Origin of the sequence: Streptomyces sp. NPDC088124 (genome assembly GCF_040685895.1) — a bacterium.
In the GTDB taxonomy this organism is placed as follows: domain Bacteria; phylum Actinomycetota; class Actinomycetes; order Streptomycetales; family Streptomycetaceae; genus Streptomyces.
This window is the reverse complement of sequence record NZ_JBFBJB010000003.1, coordinates 46,783-61,358: the sequence shown is the minus strand read 5'-3', so window position 1 is coordinate 61,358 and position 14,576 is coordinate 46,783. Positions and strand designations below refer to the sequence as shown.

Below are 14,576 nucleotides of genomic sequence, written 5' to 3'. Positions count from 1 at the left end.
CAACTCGGTGCCCCGCGGCGGAGCGTGCAACGGAAAGGGCCCGTACGACCGAAGTCGTACGGGCCCTTCCGTAGGTTGCTCCGAGGAGCTACCAGGTCAGATCGGACCGGATCAAGTCCGATCGGATCAGATCAGCAATTACTTGTTGATCTTGGTGACCTGGCCGGCGCCGACGGTCCGGCCACCCTCACGGATGGCGAACTTGAGGCCCTCCTCCATGGCGACGGGCTGGATCAGCTCGACCGTCATGACGGTGTTGTCGCCCGGCATGACCATCTCGGTGCCCTCGGGGAGGGTCACGACGCCGGTCACGTCCGTGGTACGGAAGTAGAACTGCGGGCGGTAGTTGTTGAAGAAGGGGGTGTGACGGCCACCCTCGTCCTTCGACAGGATGTAGGCCTGGGCCTCGAAGCTGGTGTGCGGCGTGACCGAACCCGGCTTGATGATGACCTGGCCGCGCTCGACGTCCTCACGCTTGATGCCACGGAGGAGCAGACCGACGTTCTCACCGGCCTGGCCCTCGTCGAGCAGCTTGCGGAACATCTCGATGCCCGTGACCGTGGTGGTGGTCTTCTCGGTCTTGATACCGACGATGTCGACGGTCTCGTTGACCTTGAGGACACCACGCTCGATACGACCGGTGACGACGGTGCCACGACCGGTGATCGTGAAGACGTCCTCGATCGGCATCAGGAACGGCTTGTCGACGTCACGCTCGGGCTGCGGGATGGACTCGTCGACGGCCTTCATCAGCTCGAGGACGGTCTTGCCCCACTCGGCGTCGCCCTCAAGGGCCTTGAGCGCGGAGACCTTGACGACCGGCAGGTCGTCGCCCGGGAACTCGTACTCGGAGAGCAGCTCACGGACCTCGAGCTCGACGAGCTCAAGGATCTCCTCGTCGTCCACCATGTCGGCCTTGTTCAGCGCGACAACGATGTACGGCACGCCGACCTGGCGGGCCAGGAGCACGTGCTCCTTGGTCTGCGGCATCGGGCCGTCGGTGGCGGCGACCACGAGGATGGCGCCGTCCATCTGCGCCGCACCCGTGATCATGTTCTTGATGTAGTCCGCGTGACCGGGGCAGTCGACGTGCGCGTAGTGACGCGACTCCGTCTGGTACTCGACGTGCGCGATGGAGATCGTGATACCGCGCTGGCGCTCCTCAGGAGCCTTGTCGATCTGGTCGAAGGCCGAGGCCTCGTTCAGGTCCGGGTACGCGTCGTGCAGCACCTTGGTAATGGCGGCCGTGAGGGTCGTCTTACCGTGGTCGATGTGACCGATGGTGCCGATGTTGACGTGCGGCTTAGTCCGCTCGAACTTCGCCTTCGCCACTGGGGTCCTCCTGGAGTGGTTCTGTACGCCTTACTCATCGGCGCCAGGTGATCTTTGCTGGGATGCCGGGGCCCGGGGCTCCCCCTCCGTACTCAGCGGTACGGCGGGAAGGCCCCAGGGCTTGCCGGTGACAAGCCTAAAGCGTCAACTCGGTCGAGTTACTCGCCCTTGGCCTTCGCGATGATCTCCTCGGCGACGTTCCGGGGAACCTCGGCGTAGGAGTCGAACTGCATCGAGTAGCTTGCGCGACCCGAGGTCTTGCTGCGGAGGTCTCCGACGTAGCCGAACATCTCCGAAAGCGGCACCAGACCCTTGACGACCTTGGCGTTCGCCCGGTCCTCCATGGACTGGATCTGCCCACGGCGGGAGTTGATGTCGCCGATCACGTCACCCATGTAGTCCTCGGGCGTGGTGACCTCGACGGACATCATCGGCTCGAGGAGTACGGGAGACGCCTTGCGGGCGGCTTCCTTGAACGCCTGCGAACCGGCGATCTTGAAGGCCAGCTCGGAGGAGTCGACCTCGTGGTAGCCACCGTCGAGGAGCGTGAGGCGCACGCCGGTCATCTCGTAACCGGCCAGGATGCCGAACTGCATGGCCTCCTGAGCACCGGCGTCCACCGAAGGGATGTACTCCTTCGGGATACGCCCACCGGTGACCTTGTTCACGAACTCGTACGGGACGTCGCCGTCCGTGATGGGCTCGATCATGATCTGCACCTTGGCGAACTGCCCGGTGCCACCGGTCTGCTTCTTGTGCGTGTAGTCCACGCGCTCGACGGTCTTGCGGATCGTCTCACGGTAGGCGACCTGCGGCTTGCCGACATTCGCCTCGACGCGGAACTCGCGCCGCATGCGGTCGACCAGCACCTCAAGGTGGAGCTCGCCCATACCGCCGATGACGGTCTGGCCGGTCTCCTCGTTGCTGTGCACCTGGAAGGAGGGGTCCTCCTCCGCGAGCCGCTGGATGGCCACACCCAGCTTCTCCTGGTCACCCTTGGACTTGGGCTCGATCGCGACCTCGATCACCGGCGCCGGGAAGTCCATGGACTCCAGGATCACCGGGCTCTTCTCGTCGCACAGCGTCTCACCGGTGGTGGTCTGCTTCAGGCCCATGACGGCGACGATGTCGCCGGCGCCCACCGACTCGATCTCCTCACGCTTGTTCGCGTGCATGCGGTAGATCTTGCCGATGCGCTCCTTGCGGCCCTTCACCGAGTTCAGCACCGCGGTGCCGGACTCCAGCTTGCCGGAGTACACACGGACGAAGGTGAGCTTGCCGAGGTGCGGGTCGCTCATGATCTTGAACGCCAGCGCCGACAGCGGCTCGTCCACGGAGGGCTTGCGCGCGACGACCTTCTCCGGGTCCTTCACGTCGTGGCCCTCGATGGCCTCGACGTCCAGGGGGGTCGGGAGGTAGCGCACGACCGCGTCGAGCAGGGGCTGGACGCCCTTGTTCTTGAACGCGGTGCCGCAGAAGACCGGGGTGATGGTGGTGCCGTCGGACTTGCCGGAGGCGATGGTGATACGACGGATCGCCGCGTAGAGCTGCTCCACGGTGGGCTCGACGCCCTCCAGGTACAGCTCCATCAGCTCGTCGTCGTTCTCCGAGACGACCTCGAGCAGCTTGCCGCGCCACTCCTCGGCCGCCTCGGTGTGCGTCGCGGGGATGTCGACGACGTCGTACATCTCGCCCTTGGCGGCCTCGGCGGACCAGACAAAGGCCTTCATCGTCACGAGGTCGACGACGCCCTTGAAGTCCATCTCGGCACCGATCGGAAGCTGCATGACGATCGGGACCGCGCCGAGGCGGTCCTCGATCATCTCGACGCAGCGGTGGAACTCCGCGCCGGTCCGGTCGAGCTTGTTGACGAAGCAGATGCGCGGCACGCCGTAGCGGTCGGCCTGGCGCCAAACGGTCTCGGACTGCGGTTCCACACCGGCGACACCGTCGAACACGGTGACGGCACCGTCGAGGACGCGGAGCGAACGCTCCACCTCGACCGTGAAGTCCACGTGACCCGGGGTGTCGATGATGTTGATGGTGTGGTCGACGTCGTCGAGCGGCCAGTGACAGGTCGTCGCGGCGGACGTGATGGTGATGCCGCGCTCCTGCTCCTGCTCCATCCAGTCCATCGTGGCAGCGCCGTCGTGGACCTCACCGATCTTGTAGCTCACACCGGTGTAGAACAGGATGCGCTCGGTGGTCGTCGTCTTGCCCGCGTCGATGTGGGCCATGATCCCGATGTTGCGGACCTTGGCCAGGTCAAGCGAAGTGGTGGCCATAAGGCTCAGTCTTCTCTCGGTCTCGATGTGGGTGCGACTACCAGCGGTAGTGCGCGAAGGCCTTGTTGGACTCGGCCATCTTGTGCGTGTCCTCACGCTTCTTGACCGAGGCGCCGAGACCGTTGGAGGCGTCGAGCAGCTCGTTCATGAGGCGTTCGGTCATCGTCTTCTCGCGACGGGCGCGGGAGTAACCCACGACCCAGCGCAGGGCGAGGGTGGCGGCGCGACCGGGCTTGACCTCGATCGGCACCTGGTAGGTGGCGCCACCGACACGGCGGGACTTGACCTCAAGCGTGGGCTTGACGTTCTCAAGCGCGCGCTTCAGCGTGATGACCGGGTCGTTGCCGGTCTTCTCGCGGAGGCCTTCCATGGCGCCGTACACGATCCGCTCGGCAGTGGAACGCTTGCCGTTGAGCAGAAGCTTGTTGATCAGCGACGTGACAAGAGGAGAACCGTAGACCGGGTCGATGATGACCGGGCGCTTCGGGGCGGGGCCCTTACGAGGCATTCTTACTTCTCCTTCTTGGCGCCGTAGCGGCTGCGGGCCTGCTTGCGGTTCTTGACACCCTGGGTGTCGAGGGAACCGCGGATGATCTTGTACCGAACACCCGGCAGGTCCTTCACACGGCCACCACGCACGAGCACGATCGAGTGCTCCTGCAGGTTGTGTCCCTCACCCGGAATGTAGGCCGTGACCTCGATGCCGGAGGTCAGACGCACACGCGCGACCTTACGGAGCGCCGAGTTCGGCTTCTTCGGGGTGGTCGTGAAGACACGCGTGCAGACGCCGCGGCGCTGAGGGGATCCCTCAAGAGCGGGCGTCTTGTTCTTCTCGACCTTGTCCTGCCGGCCCTTCCGGACCAGCTGCTGGATCGTAGGCACTACTTCTCCGGTTTCTGTGTGCCGTCAGTGGAACTAACCTGGAACACCACCGACCCACGCGGTCGGGTGTGTCGAATACTGCAAAGCCCTCGCCGAGAACGAGGAAGGCGCAGATTGCGGTGGCCCGTACTCGAACTCCTCGTGCGGCTGAGGACACGCACAGGAGCCCAGGCACACCCCAGGCACAAGGTCTGAGCGTACCTACCTCATCGACTCCGGTCAAAACAAATGCCCACGCACGGGGCACGCGCGGGACGGTCCTCACGACCAGGCCTGATTCAGCCATCCGGACGGCTCGGGGACGGCTCCTCGGGGTCACGCTCCCCGGGGCGGCCCCGGGAGCGGGGCGGCTCGCCGGCCGGCCCGTGCCGCACCCGCTTCCCCAGGCTACGGGGAGGGCCGAGGCGGGGAATGGTGGGCACGCGCGAACTGGGGTTCTTCGGTACGAGACCGGCGGCGGGCCGGGAAGCGTCACCGCGCGGCGCCGGGGGCGAAGCCGCGTCCGGGGTCGCCGCGTGGTTCCGGTCCGGGGGCGCCGCATGGTTCTGGTCCGCAGTCGCCGCCGGGTCCTGGTCCGGGGGCTCCGCCGGGTCCGGGGCTTGCGCCGCCACCGGGTCCGGGGGCGCCCCCCGGTCCGCGCTCTCCCGGTGGACCAGCCTCAGCCGCGGCGGCCCCGGCCGGGCGCCGGCCCGCTCCCGCGCGGACTCGTACGTGGCCACGGCATCGCGCCAGCCGTCCGCGTACGCCTTGATCTCCCGCTCCTCCAGTTCGTCACGCGCCAGGACCAGGAGATCTTCCGGCGGATGGCGCTCCAGGCGCTGGTGGAGCCGGGCCAGCAGGCGCCGAAGCGCCGCCTCCGGGTCGGCCGACCGGGCACGCTCCGAGGACTCCCCGGACTCGGGAGACTCCAGCGGCGCCGAGGGTGCCGACGGATTCGGCGCGCCCCCACGGCTCGGCGGATGAGCGGTGACCGACGGATTCGGCGGATTCGCAGAGGCCGGAGGTTTCGGCGGGTTCGCTGAGGCCGGCGGATTCACGGGACTCGGCGGGCCCGGCGGCTTCACGCGGTCGGCTTTGCCGCGCCCCCGCCTGTCGGCACGCCGCTGCCGGGTCTTTCCCTCCCCCTCGGCCACCGCACCGTCCCTCTTTCGCCTCGCGCGCGGGCCGAATCACCCTACTACCCGACCGTAGCCCGGAGGGAGAGCGGATCGGGACGCCCCGGACCCCGGCCCCGCGCCCGGCCGACCCGCCCCCGGGTCACTCGGAGGCGAGCGGCGTACGGTCCGTGCCACGGGCCGCCGGGGGCGGCAGGAACTGCCCGGCGATCCTGATGAACATCTCCCGCTGCTCCTCCGGTACACCGAGCCCGATCGCGGCCTCCTCGATGGTGAGCCGGCGCACCTCGTGCGGGCCGGACCCCGGGTCGCCCGGGAGCCGCTGCGGATCCGGCAGGGGCAGGTCGCTCTCGGTCAGCCGGCCGGAGCGGATGAGCATGTCCCGTACCGGAACACCGAGCACCCGCGCGAGCCGCCGGGTCGTCTCCAGGTCCGGCATGCTCTGGCGGTGCAGAAGTCTGGTGATGGCCGCCCGGTGCACTCCGGCCTCGTCGGCCAGCCGGGACTTGCCTCCGCCACGCGGACTGTCGATGTCGAAGCCGCGACGACGGATCAGCTCTTCGACCCAGGCGGCGAACTGATCAAGGTCACTGGTGGTCATGGGTGGAGTGCCTCCCTCCGAAGCCGAACCAGCGTATCGCGCTTGCGCGCACGGAATTATGCACGAGTAAGAGACCAAGTGTGCGGATTCAGCAAAGACCTCATCCCACTGAATCACTGTCGCCTCAGGAACTCACACTCCAAGTTGATTGCGCGCGAGCGCGCAACATGCCAGGGTCGGTGTCACGACACGGAGTGACCATGAGGTCACCACCCTGCCGCCGGCCCCGGATCCGCCTGTCCGGATCCATACGCCCACTTCCATACGCCCGGCCCTGTCTGCCCTGGGAGAGCGCCCATGCCCGTCACCAGCCACACCACCAGCCGTTACGACACCCCCGGCCACCCCGCCGACACCACCGCCGGCGCCCGCCCGGGCAGGGCCGCGGCCGACGCCGCCGCCCTCTGGCTGGACGTACTGACACGTCAGTTCCCGGAGCTGCTGACCGAGCTGGCCCCCGGCTCCGGCTCCGGCTCCGGCCCCGGGGCCACCACGGCCGGTGACCGCCCGCAGCGCACCCCGGACCGGCTCGCCGCGGAGTCCGGACGCATCCGCGCCGAGCGCGCGGACGCCCTGCTCGTCGAGCAGCGCCACGGCCTCACCGTTCCCGGCCACTCCGCCGCCCCGCTGCGGCTGCACATCTCGGACGCGATCCGCGACATCACCGACGGAGTCGTCGAGTTGGACGAGGCCGTCCACGACAAGCTGGGCCTCGGCCGCCCGCGCCGCGCGACGGTGCCCGAGCGGCTGGGACGGCTGGCCCGGCTGCTGGACCGTATCGCCGCCCATCGGGTGCTCGCGGCGCACGTGAGGGACGAGACCCGCCGCATGGCCCGGCGCTGCGGACGCGCGCTCGGCGATACGGAACCGATGGCGCGGGTGGGCGGCCGCTGCCCGTGGTGCGACTCGGTCTCCCTGCGCGCGTTCCCGTCCCGCGGGGCGGTGCTCTGCGTCAACCCGGCCTGCCGGTGCGACGCCGGTGAGTGCGACTGCCGCACGGATCCGGCCTACCGGCATCTGTGGGAGCGGGACTCCTGGGCGCGGCTCGCGGCCGCGACCGGCGGCGACGCGCGGGAGATGACCGGGGCGGTGTCGGAGGACCCGGCGGACGGGAGCACGCGGTGAACGCCTCCACGACACCACTGATCACGGGCGCGCTGGCGGCCGGTGAGGTCGAGGTGGCCCCGGCGACCATCCGCAAGTGGGTCCAGCTCGGCCATCTGGCACGGGCCGGAAGCCGTGGCCGCACCCTGCTCTACCGGCTGGAGGACGTATTCGCCGCGGAACGCGCGGCGCACGGACGCCGGCCGTAACCGACCCCCTGACCAAGACCCGGCCTCCTGACCCGAACGGCAAGTCCAGCCGGCCGCCTTCATCTCCTCGCGACAGCGCGAGGGAGGGCGGTCGGCTCTTCGGTGTGGCCGGGTCAGAGCGCCGCGGGCCCGCGCGGCTCGTCAGGCCCCTCAGGAGCGGCCGAGTCCGCGCGGAGGGGCGCCGGCGCCCCCGTACCGAGGAGAACGACGGCCTCCTGCCAGCCGCCGGTGAATCCGCGCACTTCCGCCTCGACGGCGATCCGGGCCCCCACCTTCACGGCCACCGCGGTGAGCGTCCGGGCCGTCTCGCCGGTGTAGGTCCCGGATTCACCCGCCTCTGCCGCGACCTCCACCACCACACCGACGATCTCGCTAAGCCGCTTCTGTGCGTCACTCTCGTACTCCTCGCTCATCTCACCGCCACCTTCTCGAATACATGTTCGATACGCAGCGTATCGCCCACAAGCCCTGAGTGACCACTGTGAACGTGATCGGCTCCGGACCGTCACTAATTGCGCGCTCACGCGAACTAGTTGCGCTCTCGCTCGTCATGGATCACAATGGGTGCAGCGGCGGAGCTGTGCCCACCTCCCTCCGGGGTGCAGCTCCGCCGCTGGCGTTCCCGGGCCGGAGGCGGATCCGACTCCGACTCCGGCACCGGCTCCGGATCCGCCTTCGGCCCGACCCCTACGAACAGGAGTGATATCCCGTCATGAGCACTCCCCCCAATACATTTCCCGATGTGGAGGCCATCGTCGTGGAGCTTCTCTCCGACCGGCCCGAACTGGCCGACGCGACGGTGGACGAGACCCCGCCGCCCGGCTTCGACGGCACCCAGAAGGCCGTGATCGTCTCCCGCAGGGGCGGCGCCTGGATCGACGACCTCCACATGGACCTGCCGCTGATCGAGCTGGAGTGCTACGGGCCGGACAAGCCCACGGCCCATCTGCTGGCCAACGCGGCCCGGGCCGAACTCCTCAAGGCGCGCGGTACCCGGTACGGCCCCACGACCATCTCCGATGTCGTCGAGGCGGACGGACCGCGCTGGCTGCCCGAATACCTCTACCCCGCGGCCAACCGCTACCTCTGCGTGCTGCGGTTCTCGATGCGTACGGACTGACACGGACCGACCCGGCCCTTCCGCCACGTACGCCCCACAGACAAGGCCCTGCCGATCCGGCGGGGCCTTTGCCGTACCCACGGCAGCACCACCCATCCGGCAACACCACCTCACACACACGAACACCTCACCAAGGAGCCCTCATGGCATCAGCGAACGACTCCTCCCAGATCCGCATCGCCGGCACCGGCCGGCTCTTCGTCGCCGAGGCGGGCGCGAGCGCGCCGGCCAACTTCGCGACCGACTGGGACCCCCAGGTGTGGAAGGACCTGGGCTACACCTCCACCGACGGCGTCACCTTCGCCAAGAAGGACAAGCTCGACCCGGTGGAGACCTGGCAGTCCGTCAGCCCGGCCCGGTTCATCTACGCGGACCGCGACCTGACGCTGAAGTTCTCGATGCTCCAGTTCAACGAGGCGACGCTGCCGTTCTTCATGGGCGGCGACGCCGTCGAGCCGGTGGCCAACGCGGAGGGCGTCTTCTCGTACGCCATCTCGGACGGCCCGCAGTTCGACGAGCGCGCCCTCGGCCTGGAGTTCACCGACGGTACGGACGTGACGTACCGCTTCGTCATCCCGCGCGGCCAGGTCACCGCCTCGGACGACATCAAGCTGGCCCGGAAGGCCGCGGCGCTGCTCGGCGTCACGTTCACCGCGCTCGCCGCGAAGGAGGGCGAGCCGCTGGCCACCTTCCTGATGAAGGACCCGGCGTACGCGTCGCCGGTGGCCTGAGAACCCGGGGGCGGGGCCCAACGGCCCCGCCCCCGTTCCCTGCGCGTCCCACCCCACCCCCTCATCGGCAGGAGACACCCATGACGACTTCCTTCAACGTCAACGCGGCGCGGGCCCAGCGCCTCGAAGCGCTCGGCCGGACCTGGTCGTTCGAGCTGGACGGCGACACGTTCGAACTCCCCACCGAGCTGAGCCGCGCCACCGCGAAGGCCCTGCGCGGCCTGGACGACAACGACGTCGACGGCCTGCTGGAACTCCTCCTGGGAGAGCAGCAGTTCACCCGCTTCGCCCGGCACGACATCACCGTCCAGGACATCGCCGCGATCCTGGAGGCGTACGGCAAGGAGACCGGGCTCGGCCTGGGGGAAGGCTGAGCCTCGTCGCGTTCGTCGACGAACACGCCGAGGCCCTCGAAGCCGACCTCCTCCGGCACTACGGCGTGGACCTGCTCGACTGGCACCGCGGCCGGCTCACCAGCCGCCGGCTCGCGGTGCTGGTCAAGCACATGCCACGCGACAGCGCCCTGACCCTGGCACTCCACGGCGAGGAAGCCGAATGGTCGGTCACCGACCACCTCCTCGCCGCCGCGGTCGACCACCTGGCTGCAGCCAACTGGATGTTCGCCACGGTCAACACCGACGAATCCGCCGACGCCCCGGAACCCCCGCTCCCCGTCCCCCGCCCCGGCGACCGCCCCGGCGATCATCCCGGCCACGCTCCGCCCGGCGAACCCACGAACCCCTCACCACCGCCGGCTCCGGAACCCCCCACCCACGCCGACCTCACCCGCTTCTTCCACTGACGATCACAGGCGACCACCTCATCCGTAGCGAATAACTCCGTACAGCGCCACCAGCATTCCGGCGATCGCAAAGAAAGCAGCAGCCGGGAGTGTTGGAAGGCGAGGGGGCCGGTCCGCGAGAAACATTCGATGCGGATACTTCGAGTCATAAACAACTTCGACCCGATCTCCGACACGGATCCCCAGGGATTTCCCTCGCACCGACCCTTCGGCAACCTTCCCGTTCCGTACGACCGGCCCCATCTCGTAGATCGTCGCACCAAAATCATCCGGCCTGGTCCCTTTACAGGTGGCGAAGGCCCGCTCGCGGCGCTTGATGCCGCGCAGGTCCGAAATAACCAGGGCCATCCCGAAACAGAAGAAGCCTGAACCGCTGAAAATTACCCAGTAAAGCATTGCGCGAGCACTCACCCCATGAAGAGATCGATCGATATTCGCGCCCCAACACAGCCGGCCACCACCGCCACACAGGATTCGATCACGAAGAGGCGCCAGAAAGCCTTCTCCCTCGGGGTCTCGGGAACAAGCAGGCCATGCTCCCCCCGCTCCACCGGGAATCCCCTTTCACGCATGATCCGCTTACGCTTGCCCTGTTGGCTCGGAAGTTCCTCCAGAATCCAGAAATAACTGCGCAGTTTCTCCTTGAAACTCCCCCGATGCCCCGTCAGAAAACCATGGACCAGGAAAACAAAAACCCCGAGGGAAAGGAGACCGAACGGCAGCAGCACCCAGAGAAAACGGCCCGATTGCGTAATACCCGACAGAAACGCAATGGAAGCCCCACCGGAGCCGTAAAAGAAGGAGACCCCGATGAAGGGCGAGAGCGGCCCTTGCCATCCCACCCTCTCGGTGAGCTTCCCGGCGAGCAATATGCCGGCAATGAGAGCGGCGGGTCCCAGAGACAGATATTCCTGACCCGACTGACAGGCGGGACCGAACCGATAGCCACAATTTCCACGGTTCGCCAGGACCCAAAAGAGCCCCAAAGTGACTGTAACGCCCCAATAGGTGACAAATATCGCAAATATTGATAAAAGATGCCCCGCGGGTGCGCCCCCTTGAGCATCTTCCGGCTTGGTAGGCCCCCCCATGGATTTACTCATGGGCCGGACGGTACCAGAAGGGCAGGAATCCCACCATGACCACTGCGGAAGAGCAGATCAGCCAGCTGAGAAGAGACCTCACCGCCGCCGATACCCAACTCTCGACCCGTATACAGCAAAAACTCGACAAGGATAAATTCTCCTTCCTGGAAGAGAAGAAGAAGGACGAGAAAAAGTCCGAGGCAGAGACGTACGAGAAGCAGCTCAAGAACTATGTGGACAGCGCCATCGAAGAGGCGGGGAAATCCACTTGGACCCCGGATATACGGCAGTTCAAAACCCCCGAAATCATGGGCCTCGTGACCGCAGTGACCGGCACCATGATCGCCACCACCATCATAAAATACGACTTCACCGTGCTGGACCTTACCGAAAAATTCAATCGCTTCGCTCTTCGCCTCGCCAATGCGGCCACCAGACGGCACACCGCCGAAAGGAGGTTCCGGACGGCCGAGCAGAAAGCGGAGCGTGCGCTGAATCGGCGCTTCTCGGCACTGGACAACCGGATCGCGACTCTCCGGAGGAACCTCAACAGAAGGATAGACCTCGTGGAGCGGCGGCTGGCGGCCACCAACACCTCCTACAGCAATACGCGGAACCAGGTCGCGACAGCCGTTCCGCGTTCGCCCGGCTCCATTCCTCAGGCACACGACACCGCCAGGGAACTCAACAGTCTCCACACGCGGATCGACGCCCTGGTAGCCGCCCTGGGATGAATGGGCCGAGATCCGACTCCACCACGAGGAAGAGGAGAGACAAATGTCGCTGGTGCAATCCCTCGGCAGAGCCTCCGGCACACTCAGGGGCTTCAAGGACAGGGCCCAGGAGGCCGGCCGCGCCGCCGACGGACTCCGGCAGAAGGCCACATCCGGAGAAGCCGGGCTCAAGAAGCTTCAGGTGGGCGCCCAGTCCTCCGCCCGCGAGCTGAGCACCCTCAGGACCAGGGCCGACGGTGCCGCCACCTCGCTCACCAAGGCCGGGCAGGCCGGGCAGAAGGGCGGGACGCAGGTCGGGAAGTTCAAGTCCGGGGCCGACAAGGCGTCCAAGGGGATGAACGGACTGAACAAGTCGATGAAGGGCAACTTCATCGGCGTACTGCTCGGACTGCTCGCCCCGCTGATCGAGAAGGTGGTCGAGACCGCCGCCCGCTCCAAGACCATGCAGAAGATCATGAAGACCGCCTTCGACGCGATCAAGAAGGTCATCAGCGCGGTCATGAACGCGATCGGCCCGATCATGAAGAAGGCCGGCTCGCTGATCAAGTCGGTCTGGAACGGGATCAAGACGGCGGTCTCCACCGTCGTCAAGGCCGTCGGCACCGTCATCAAGACGTACTTCAACGCCTGGAAAAAGGTCATCACCACGGCGATGAACGCCGTCAAGAGCGTGGTCTCCAGCGTCTGGAACGGCGTCAAGAAGGTCATCTCCCCCGTCGTCAGCTGGATCAGGAACGTCGTCCCGCAGGCGTTCAGCACCGTCAAGAGCAAGCTCTCCAGCATCTGGGGCGGCCTCAAGGGGATCGCCTCCCGGGCCTTCAACTCCGTGAAGAGCGCGGTGAAATCACCGCTCAACGGAGTCATCGACCTGATCAACTCCGCGATCAGGAAGCTCAACGGCATCAAGGTCTCGATCCCCGGCTGGGTCCCCGGTGTCGGCGGCAAGACCTTCGGGGTGAACCTGCCGACCATCCCGCGGCTCGCCGAGGGCGGCATCGTCACCCCCCGGCGCGGCGGCGTGGCCGCGCTGGTCGCCGAGGCCGGGGAGGCCGAGGCCGTACTGCCGCTGTCCAAGCTCGACCGGCTGCTGCGCCACACCGCGCGGCAGGGCCGGGCCCAGGCGTTCGGGGCCGGGGCCGTGGGCGGCGGACTGCTCATCGAAAACTACCACGAGGCGGCGAGCAGTGACCTCCGGGAGACCGCGATGGCGCTGATGTTCCTGTCCAAGGCACGCGGATGAGCGCCGCGGCGGCCGGCCCCGCCGCGGGAGCCGCCCGGGATCCGCTCGCCGGTGTGGGCCCCGCCCTCGCCGCCTTCCGTGCCCAGCTCGGCCAGGGCGGGCACGCGCTCCAGTCGCTACGGCAGGGCGTTCAGCGGTGCGCCACCGCGGCCGGCCGGATCACGTCCGGCGCCGCCCCGGCCGCGAGCGGACTCCGGCAGGTCAAGGAGCGTGCCGGAACCACCGGGCAGTCGCTCGCCAGGGCCGGCGGGTCGGCCGGAAGCGCCGCCTCACGCGTGCGTACCGGCGGCGGCAGGGCCAAGGGCGTCGCCGGGGCGCTGTCGCCCCTGGCCACCGGCGCCGGGCTGTTCGGCGGACTGGCGGGGCGGCTCGGCTCCGGCGCGGGCACCATCAGCAAGGTCATGGGGCCGCTCGCGACCGGGCTCACCGTCGCCACCGGGGCCATGACCGCCGTCAATGTCGCCCTGCGCGCCAGCCCGTGGGGCTTCGTCATCGGTCTGGTCACCCCGCTCGCCGCGTATCTGATCGATCTGGCGGTCAACTCCCAGGCCGGTCAGCGGATCATGAAGCAGGTCTTCGAACAGGCGCTCAAGGTGGTCCAGGGCATCTGGGCCTTCCTGGCGCCCGTCGTGAAGCTGTACGCGAAGACCGTCGCCACCGCCTTCTCCGCCGTACGCACCGTCATCGGCGGCGTGCTGAAGGTGCTCGGCCCCGCGCTCTCCCAGGGCTTCGAACGCGCCCGGAGCGCCGTCTCCACCGCGACCCGTGCCCTCACCGGGCTGATCCGTACGGCGTGGAACGGCCTGAAATCCGCGGTCCGGCCGGTGATCGACTGGATCACCCGGGACATCCCGCGCGGCTTCCAGCGGGTCAAGGACGCCATGTCCCGGACCCTGCGCGGCCTGGGCGACTTCGTCACCAGCGCGATGCAGAACCTGCTCGGTGTCATCAAGGGCCCGCTGAACGGCCTGATCTCGTTCGCCAACTGGGTCATCGACGGCCTCAACGGCCTCAGCTTCTCCATCCTCGGCAAGAAGTTCGGGGTCGACCTCCCGAAGATCCCCCAACTCGCCGAGGGCGGCATCGTCCTGCCCGCCACCGGCGGCCCGCACCCCGCCGTGCTCCCCCTCTCCGCGCTCGACCGGCTGCGGCCGGCCGAGCCGGGACACCGTGGGCCGCCCGGCCGTCCGGCGCACCGCGCCGTCCTGCCCTGCTACCACGAGCCCGAGGGGCGCAGCGCGCTGGTCATCGCCGGGGACCTGCTGTTCCTGAACCGGACGGCCGCCGCGTGACCAGGGGCGGAAGAACCCACGGCTCCCTTACGAAATGAGGTGAC

The 14,576-nt window shown here is 67.9% G+C and carries 18 protein-coding genes; 9 read left to right on the top strand and 9 right to left on the bottom strand.

Annotation, left to right across the window (positions count from 1 at the left end; all coding sequences use genetic code 11):
* Positions 1–138 precede the first annotated feature (138 nt).
* From tuf to AB0P17_RS02945, 6 genes are all read right to left on the bottom strand, one after another.
* Positions 139–1,332: an elongation factor Tu gene (gene tuf, locus AB0P17_RS02970; protein ID WP_365807031.1), complete on the bottom strand. Its 1,194-nt coding sequence runs from the start codon at positions 1,330–1,332 to the stop codon at positions 139–141.
* Positions 1,333–1,490: 158 nt separating this feature from the next.
* The gene (gene fusA, locus AB0P17_RS02965; RefSeq protein WP_365807029.1) at positions 1,491–3,617 is read right to left on the bottom strand and encodes an elongation factor G; all 2,127 of its coding nucleotides are present in this window, start codon (positions 3,615–3,617) and stop codon (positions 1,491–1,493) included.
* 37 nt (positions 3,618–3,654) lie between these two features.
* Positions 3,655–4,125, bottom strand: a complete 471-nt coding sequence (rpsG, locus tag AB0P17_RS02960) for a 30S ribosomal protein S7 (RefSeq protein ID WP_030351427.1) — start codon at positions 4,123–4,125, stop codon at positions 3,655–3,657.
* A gap of 2 nt (positions 4,126–4,127) precedes the next feature.
* Entirely contained in the window at positions 4,128–4,499 is a 372-nt protein-coding gene (gene rpsL / locus AB0P17_RS02955) for a 30S ribosomal protein S12 (protein ID WP_003948652.1), read from the bottom strand.
* Positions 4,500–4,777: 278 nt separating this feature from the next.
* Positions 4,778–5,536: a hypothetical protein gene (locus tag AB0P17_RS02950; RefSeq protein ID WP_365807027.1), complete on the bottom strand. Its 759-nt coding sequence runs from the start codon at positions 5,534–5,536 to the stop codon at positions 4,778–4,780.
* 220 nt (positions 5,537–5,756) lie between these two features.
* Positions 5,757–6,215, bottom strand: coding sequence for a helix-turn-helix domain-containing protein (locus tag AB0P17_RS02945; RefSeq protein WP_365807025.1), 459 nt, complete (start codon positions 6,213–6,215; stop codon positions 5,757–5,759).
* 297 nt (positions 6,216–6,512) lie between these two features.
* Between AB0P17_RS02945 and AB0P17_RS02940 the strand changes: the two genes are divergently transcribed.
* Positions 6,513–7,340, top strand: a complete 828-nt coding sequence (locus tag AB0P17_RS02940) for a hypothetical protein (RefSeq protein WP_365807023.1) — start codon at positions 6,513–6,515, stop codon at positions 7,338–7,340.
* The gene (locus AB0P17_RS02935; RefSeq protein ID WP_365807021.1) at positions 7,337–7,528 is read left to right on the top strand and encodes a hypothetical protein; all 192 of its coding nucleotides are present in this window, start codon (positions 7,337–7,339) and stop codon (positions 7,526–7,528) included. The genes AB0P17_RS02940 and AB0P17_RS02935 overlap by 4 nt, the downstream gene beginning before the upstream one ends.
* Before the next feature lie 113 nt (positions 7,529–7,641).
* Here AB0P17_RS02935 and AB0P17_RS02930 read toward each other — a convergent pair whose 3' ends face one another.
* Positions 7,642–7,941, bottom strand: a complete 300-nt coding sequence (locus AB0P17_RS02930) for a hypothetical protein (protein WP_365807019.1) — start codon at positions 7,939–7,941, stop codon at positions 7,642–7,644.
* A 299-nt stretch (positions 7,942–8,240) separates the two neighbouring features.
* Between AB0P17_RS02930 and AB0P17_RS02925 the strand changes: the two genes are divergently transcribed.
* From AB0P17_RS02925 to AB0P17_RS02910, 4 genes are all read left to right on the top strand, one after another.
* Complete coding sequence (locus AB0P17_RS02925; RefSeq protein ID WP_365807018.1) at positions 8,241–8,648, top strand: hypothetical protein; 408 nt, start codon at positions 8,241–8,243, stop codon at positions 8,646–8,648.
* A 143-nt stretch (positions 8,649–8,791) separates the two neighbouring features.
* Positions 8,792–9,379: a phage tail protein gene (locus AB0P17_RS02920; protein ID WP_365807016.1), complete on the top strand. Its 588-nt coding sequence runs from the start codon at positions 8,792–8,794 to the stop codon at positions 9,377–9,379.
* A gap of 80 nt (positions 9,380–9,459) precedes the next feature.
* A complete protein-coding gene (locus AB0P17_RS02915) occupies positions 9,460–9,753 on the top strand; it encodes a hypothetical protein (protein ID WP_365807014.1) in 294 nt (97 codons plus the stop codon).
* Between the two features lie 65 nt (positions 9,754–9,818).
* On the top strand, positions 9,819–10,181 hold the full coding sequence (locus AB0P17_RS02910; protein WP_365807013.1) for a hypothetical protein: 363 nt from the start codon (positions 9,819–9,821) through the stop codon (positions 10,179–10,181).
* A gap of 18 nt (positions 10,182–10,199) precedes the next feature.
* Here AB0P17_RS02910 and AB0P17_RS02905 read toward each other — a convergent pair whose 3' ends face one another.
* Together AB0P17_RS02905 and AB0P17_RS02900 are read right to left on the bottom strand one after the other, a co-directional pair.
* Complete coding sequence (locus tag AB0P17_RS02905) at positions 10,200–10,577, bottom strand: hypothetical protein (protein WP_365807011.1); 378 nt, start codon at positions 10,575–10,577, stop codon at positions 10,200–10,202.
* A gap of 11 nt (positions 10,578–10,588) precedes the next feature.
* The gene (locus AB0P17_RS02900) at positions 10,589–11,284 is read right to left on the bottom strand and encodes a hypothetical protein (RefSeq protein ID WP_365807010.1); all 696 of its coding nucleotides are present in this window, start codon (positions 11,282–11,284) and stop codon (positions 10,589–10,591) included.
* A gap of 35 nt (positions 11,285–11,319) precedes the next feature.
* Between AB0P17_RS02900 and AB0P17_RS02895 the strand changes: the two genes are divergently transcribed.
* From AB0P17_RS02895 to AB0P17_RS02885, 3 genes are read left to right on the top strand one after another with little or no spacing between them, the layout of a single operon-like run.
* Positions 11,320–12,000 carry a hypothetical protein gene (locus tag AB0P17_RS02895; protein ID WP_365807009.1) on the top strand — a complete coding sequence of 227 codons (681 nt, stop codon included), beginning with the start codon at positions 11,320–11,322 and terminating at the stop codon, positions 11,998–12,000.
* Between the two features lie 43 nt (positions 12,001–12,043).
* The gene (locus AB0P17_RS02890; RefSeq protein ID WP_365807008.1) at positions 12,044–13,240 is read left to right on the top strand and encodes a phage tail protein; all 1,197 of its coding nucleotides are present in this window, start codon (positions 12,044–12,046) and stop codon (positions 13,238–13,240) included.
* Positions 13,237–14,532, top strand: a complete 1,296-nt coding sequence (locus AB0P17_RS02885) for a tape-measure protein (RefSeq protein WP_365807007.1) — start codon at positions 13,237–13,239, stop codon at positions 14,530–14,532. Before AB0P17_RS02890 ends, AB0P17_RS02885 begins: the two co-directional genes overlap by 4 nt.
* Positions 14,533–14,576: the final 44 nt, after the last annotated feature.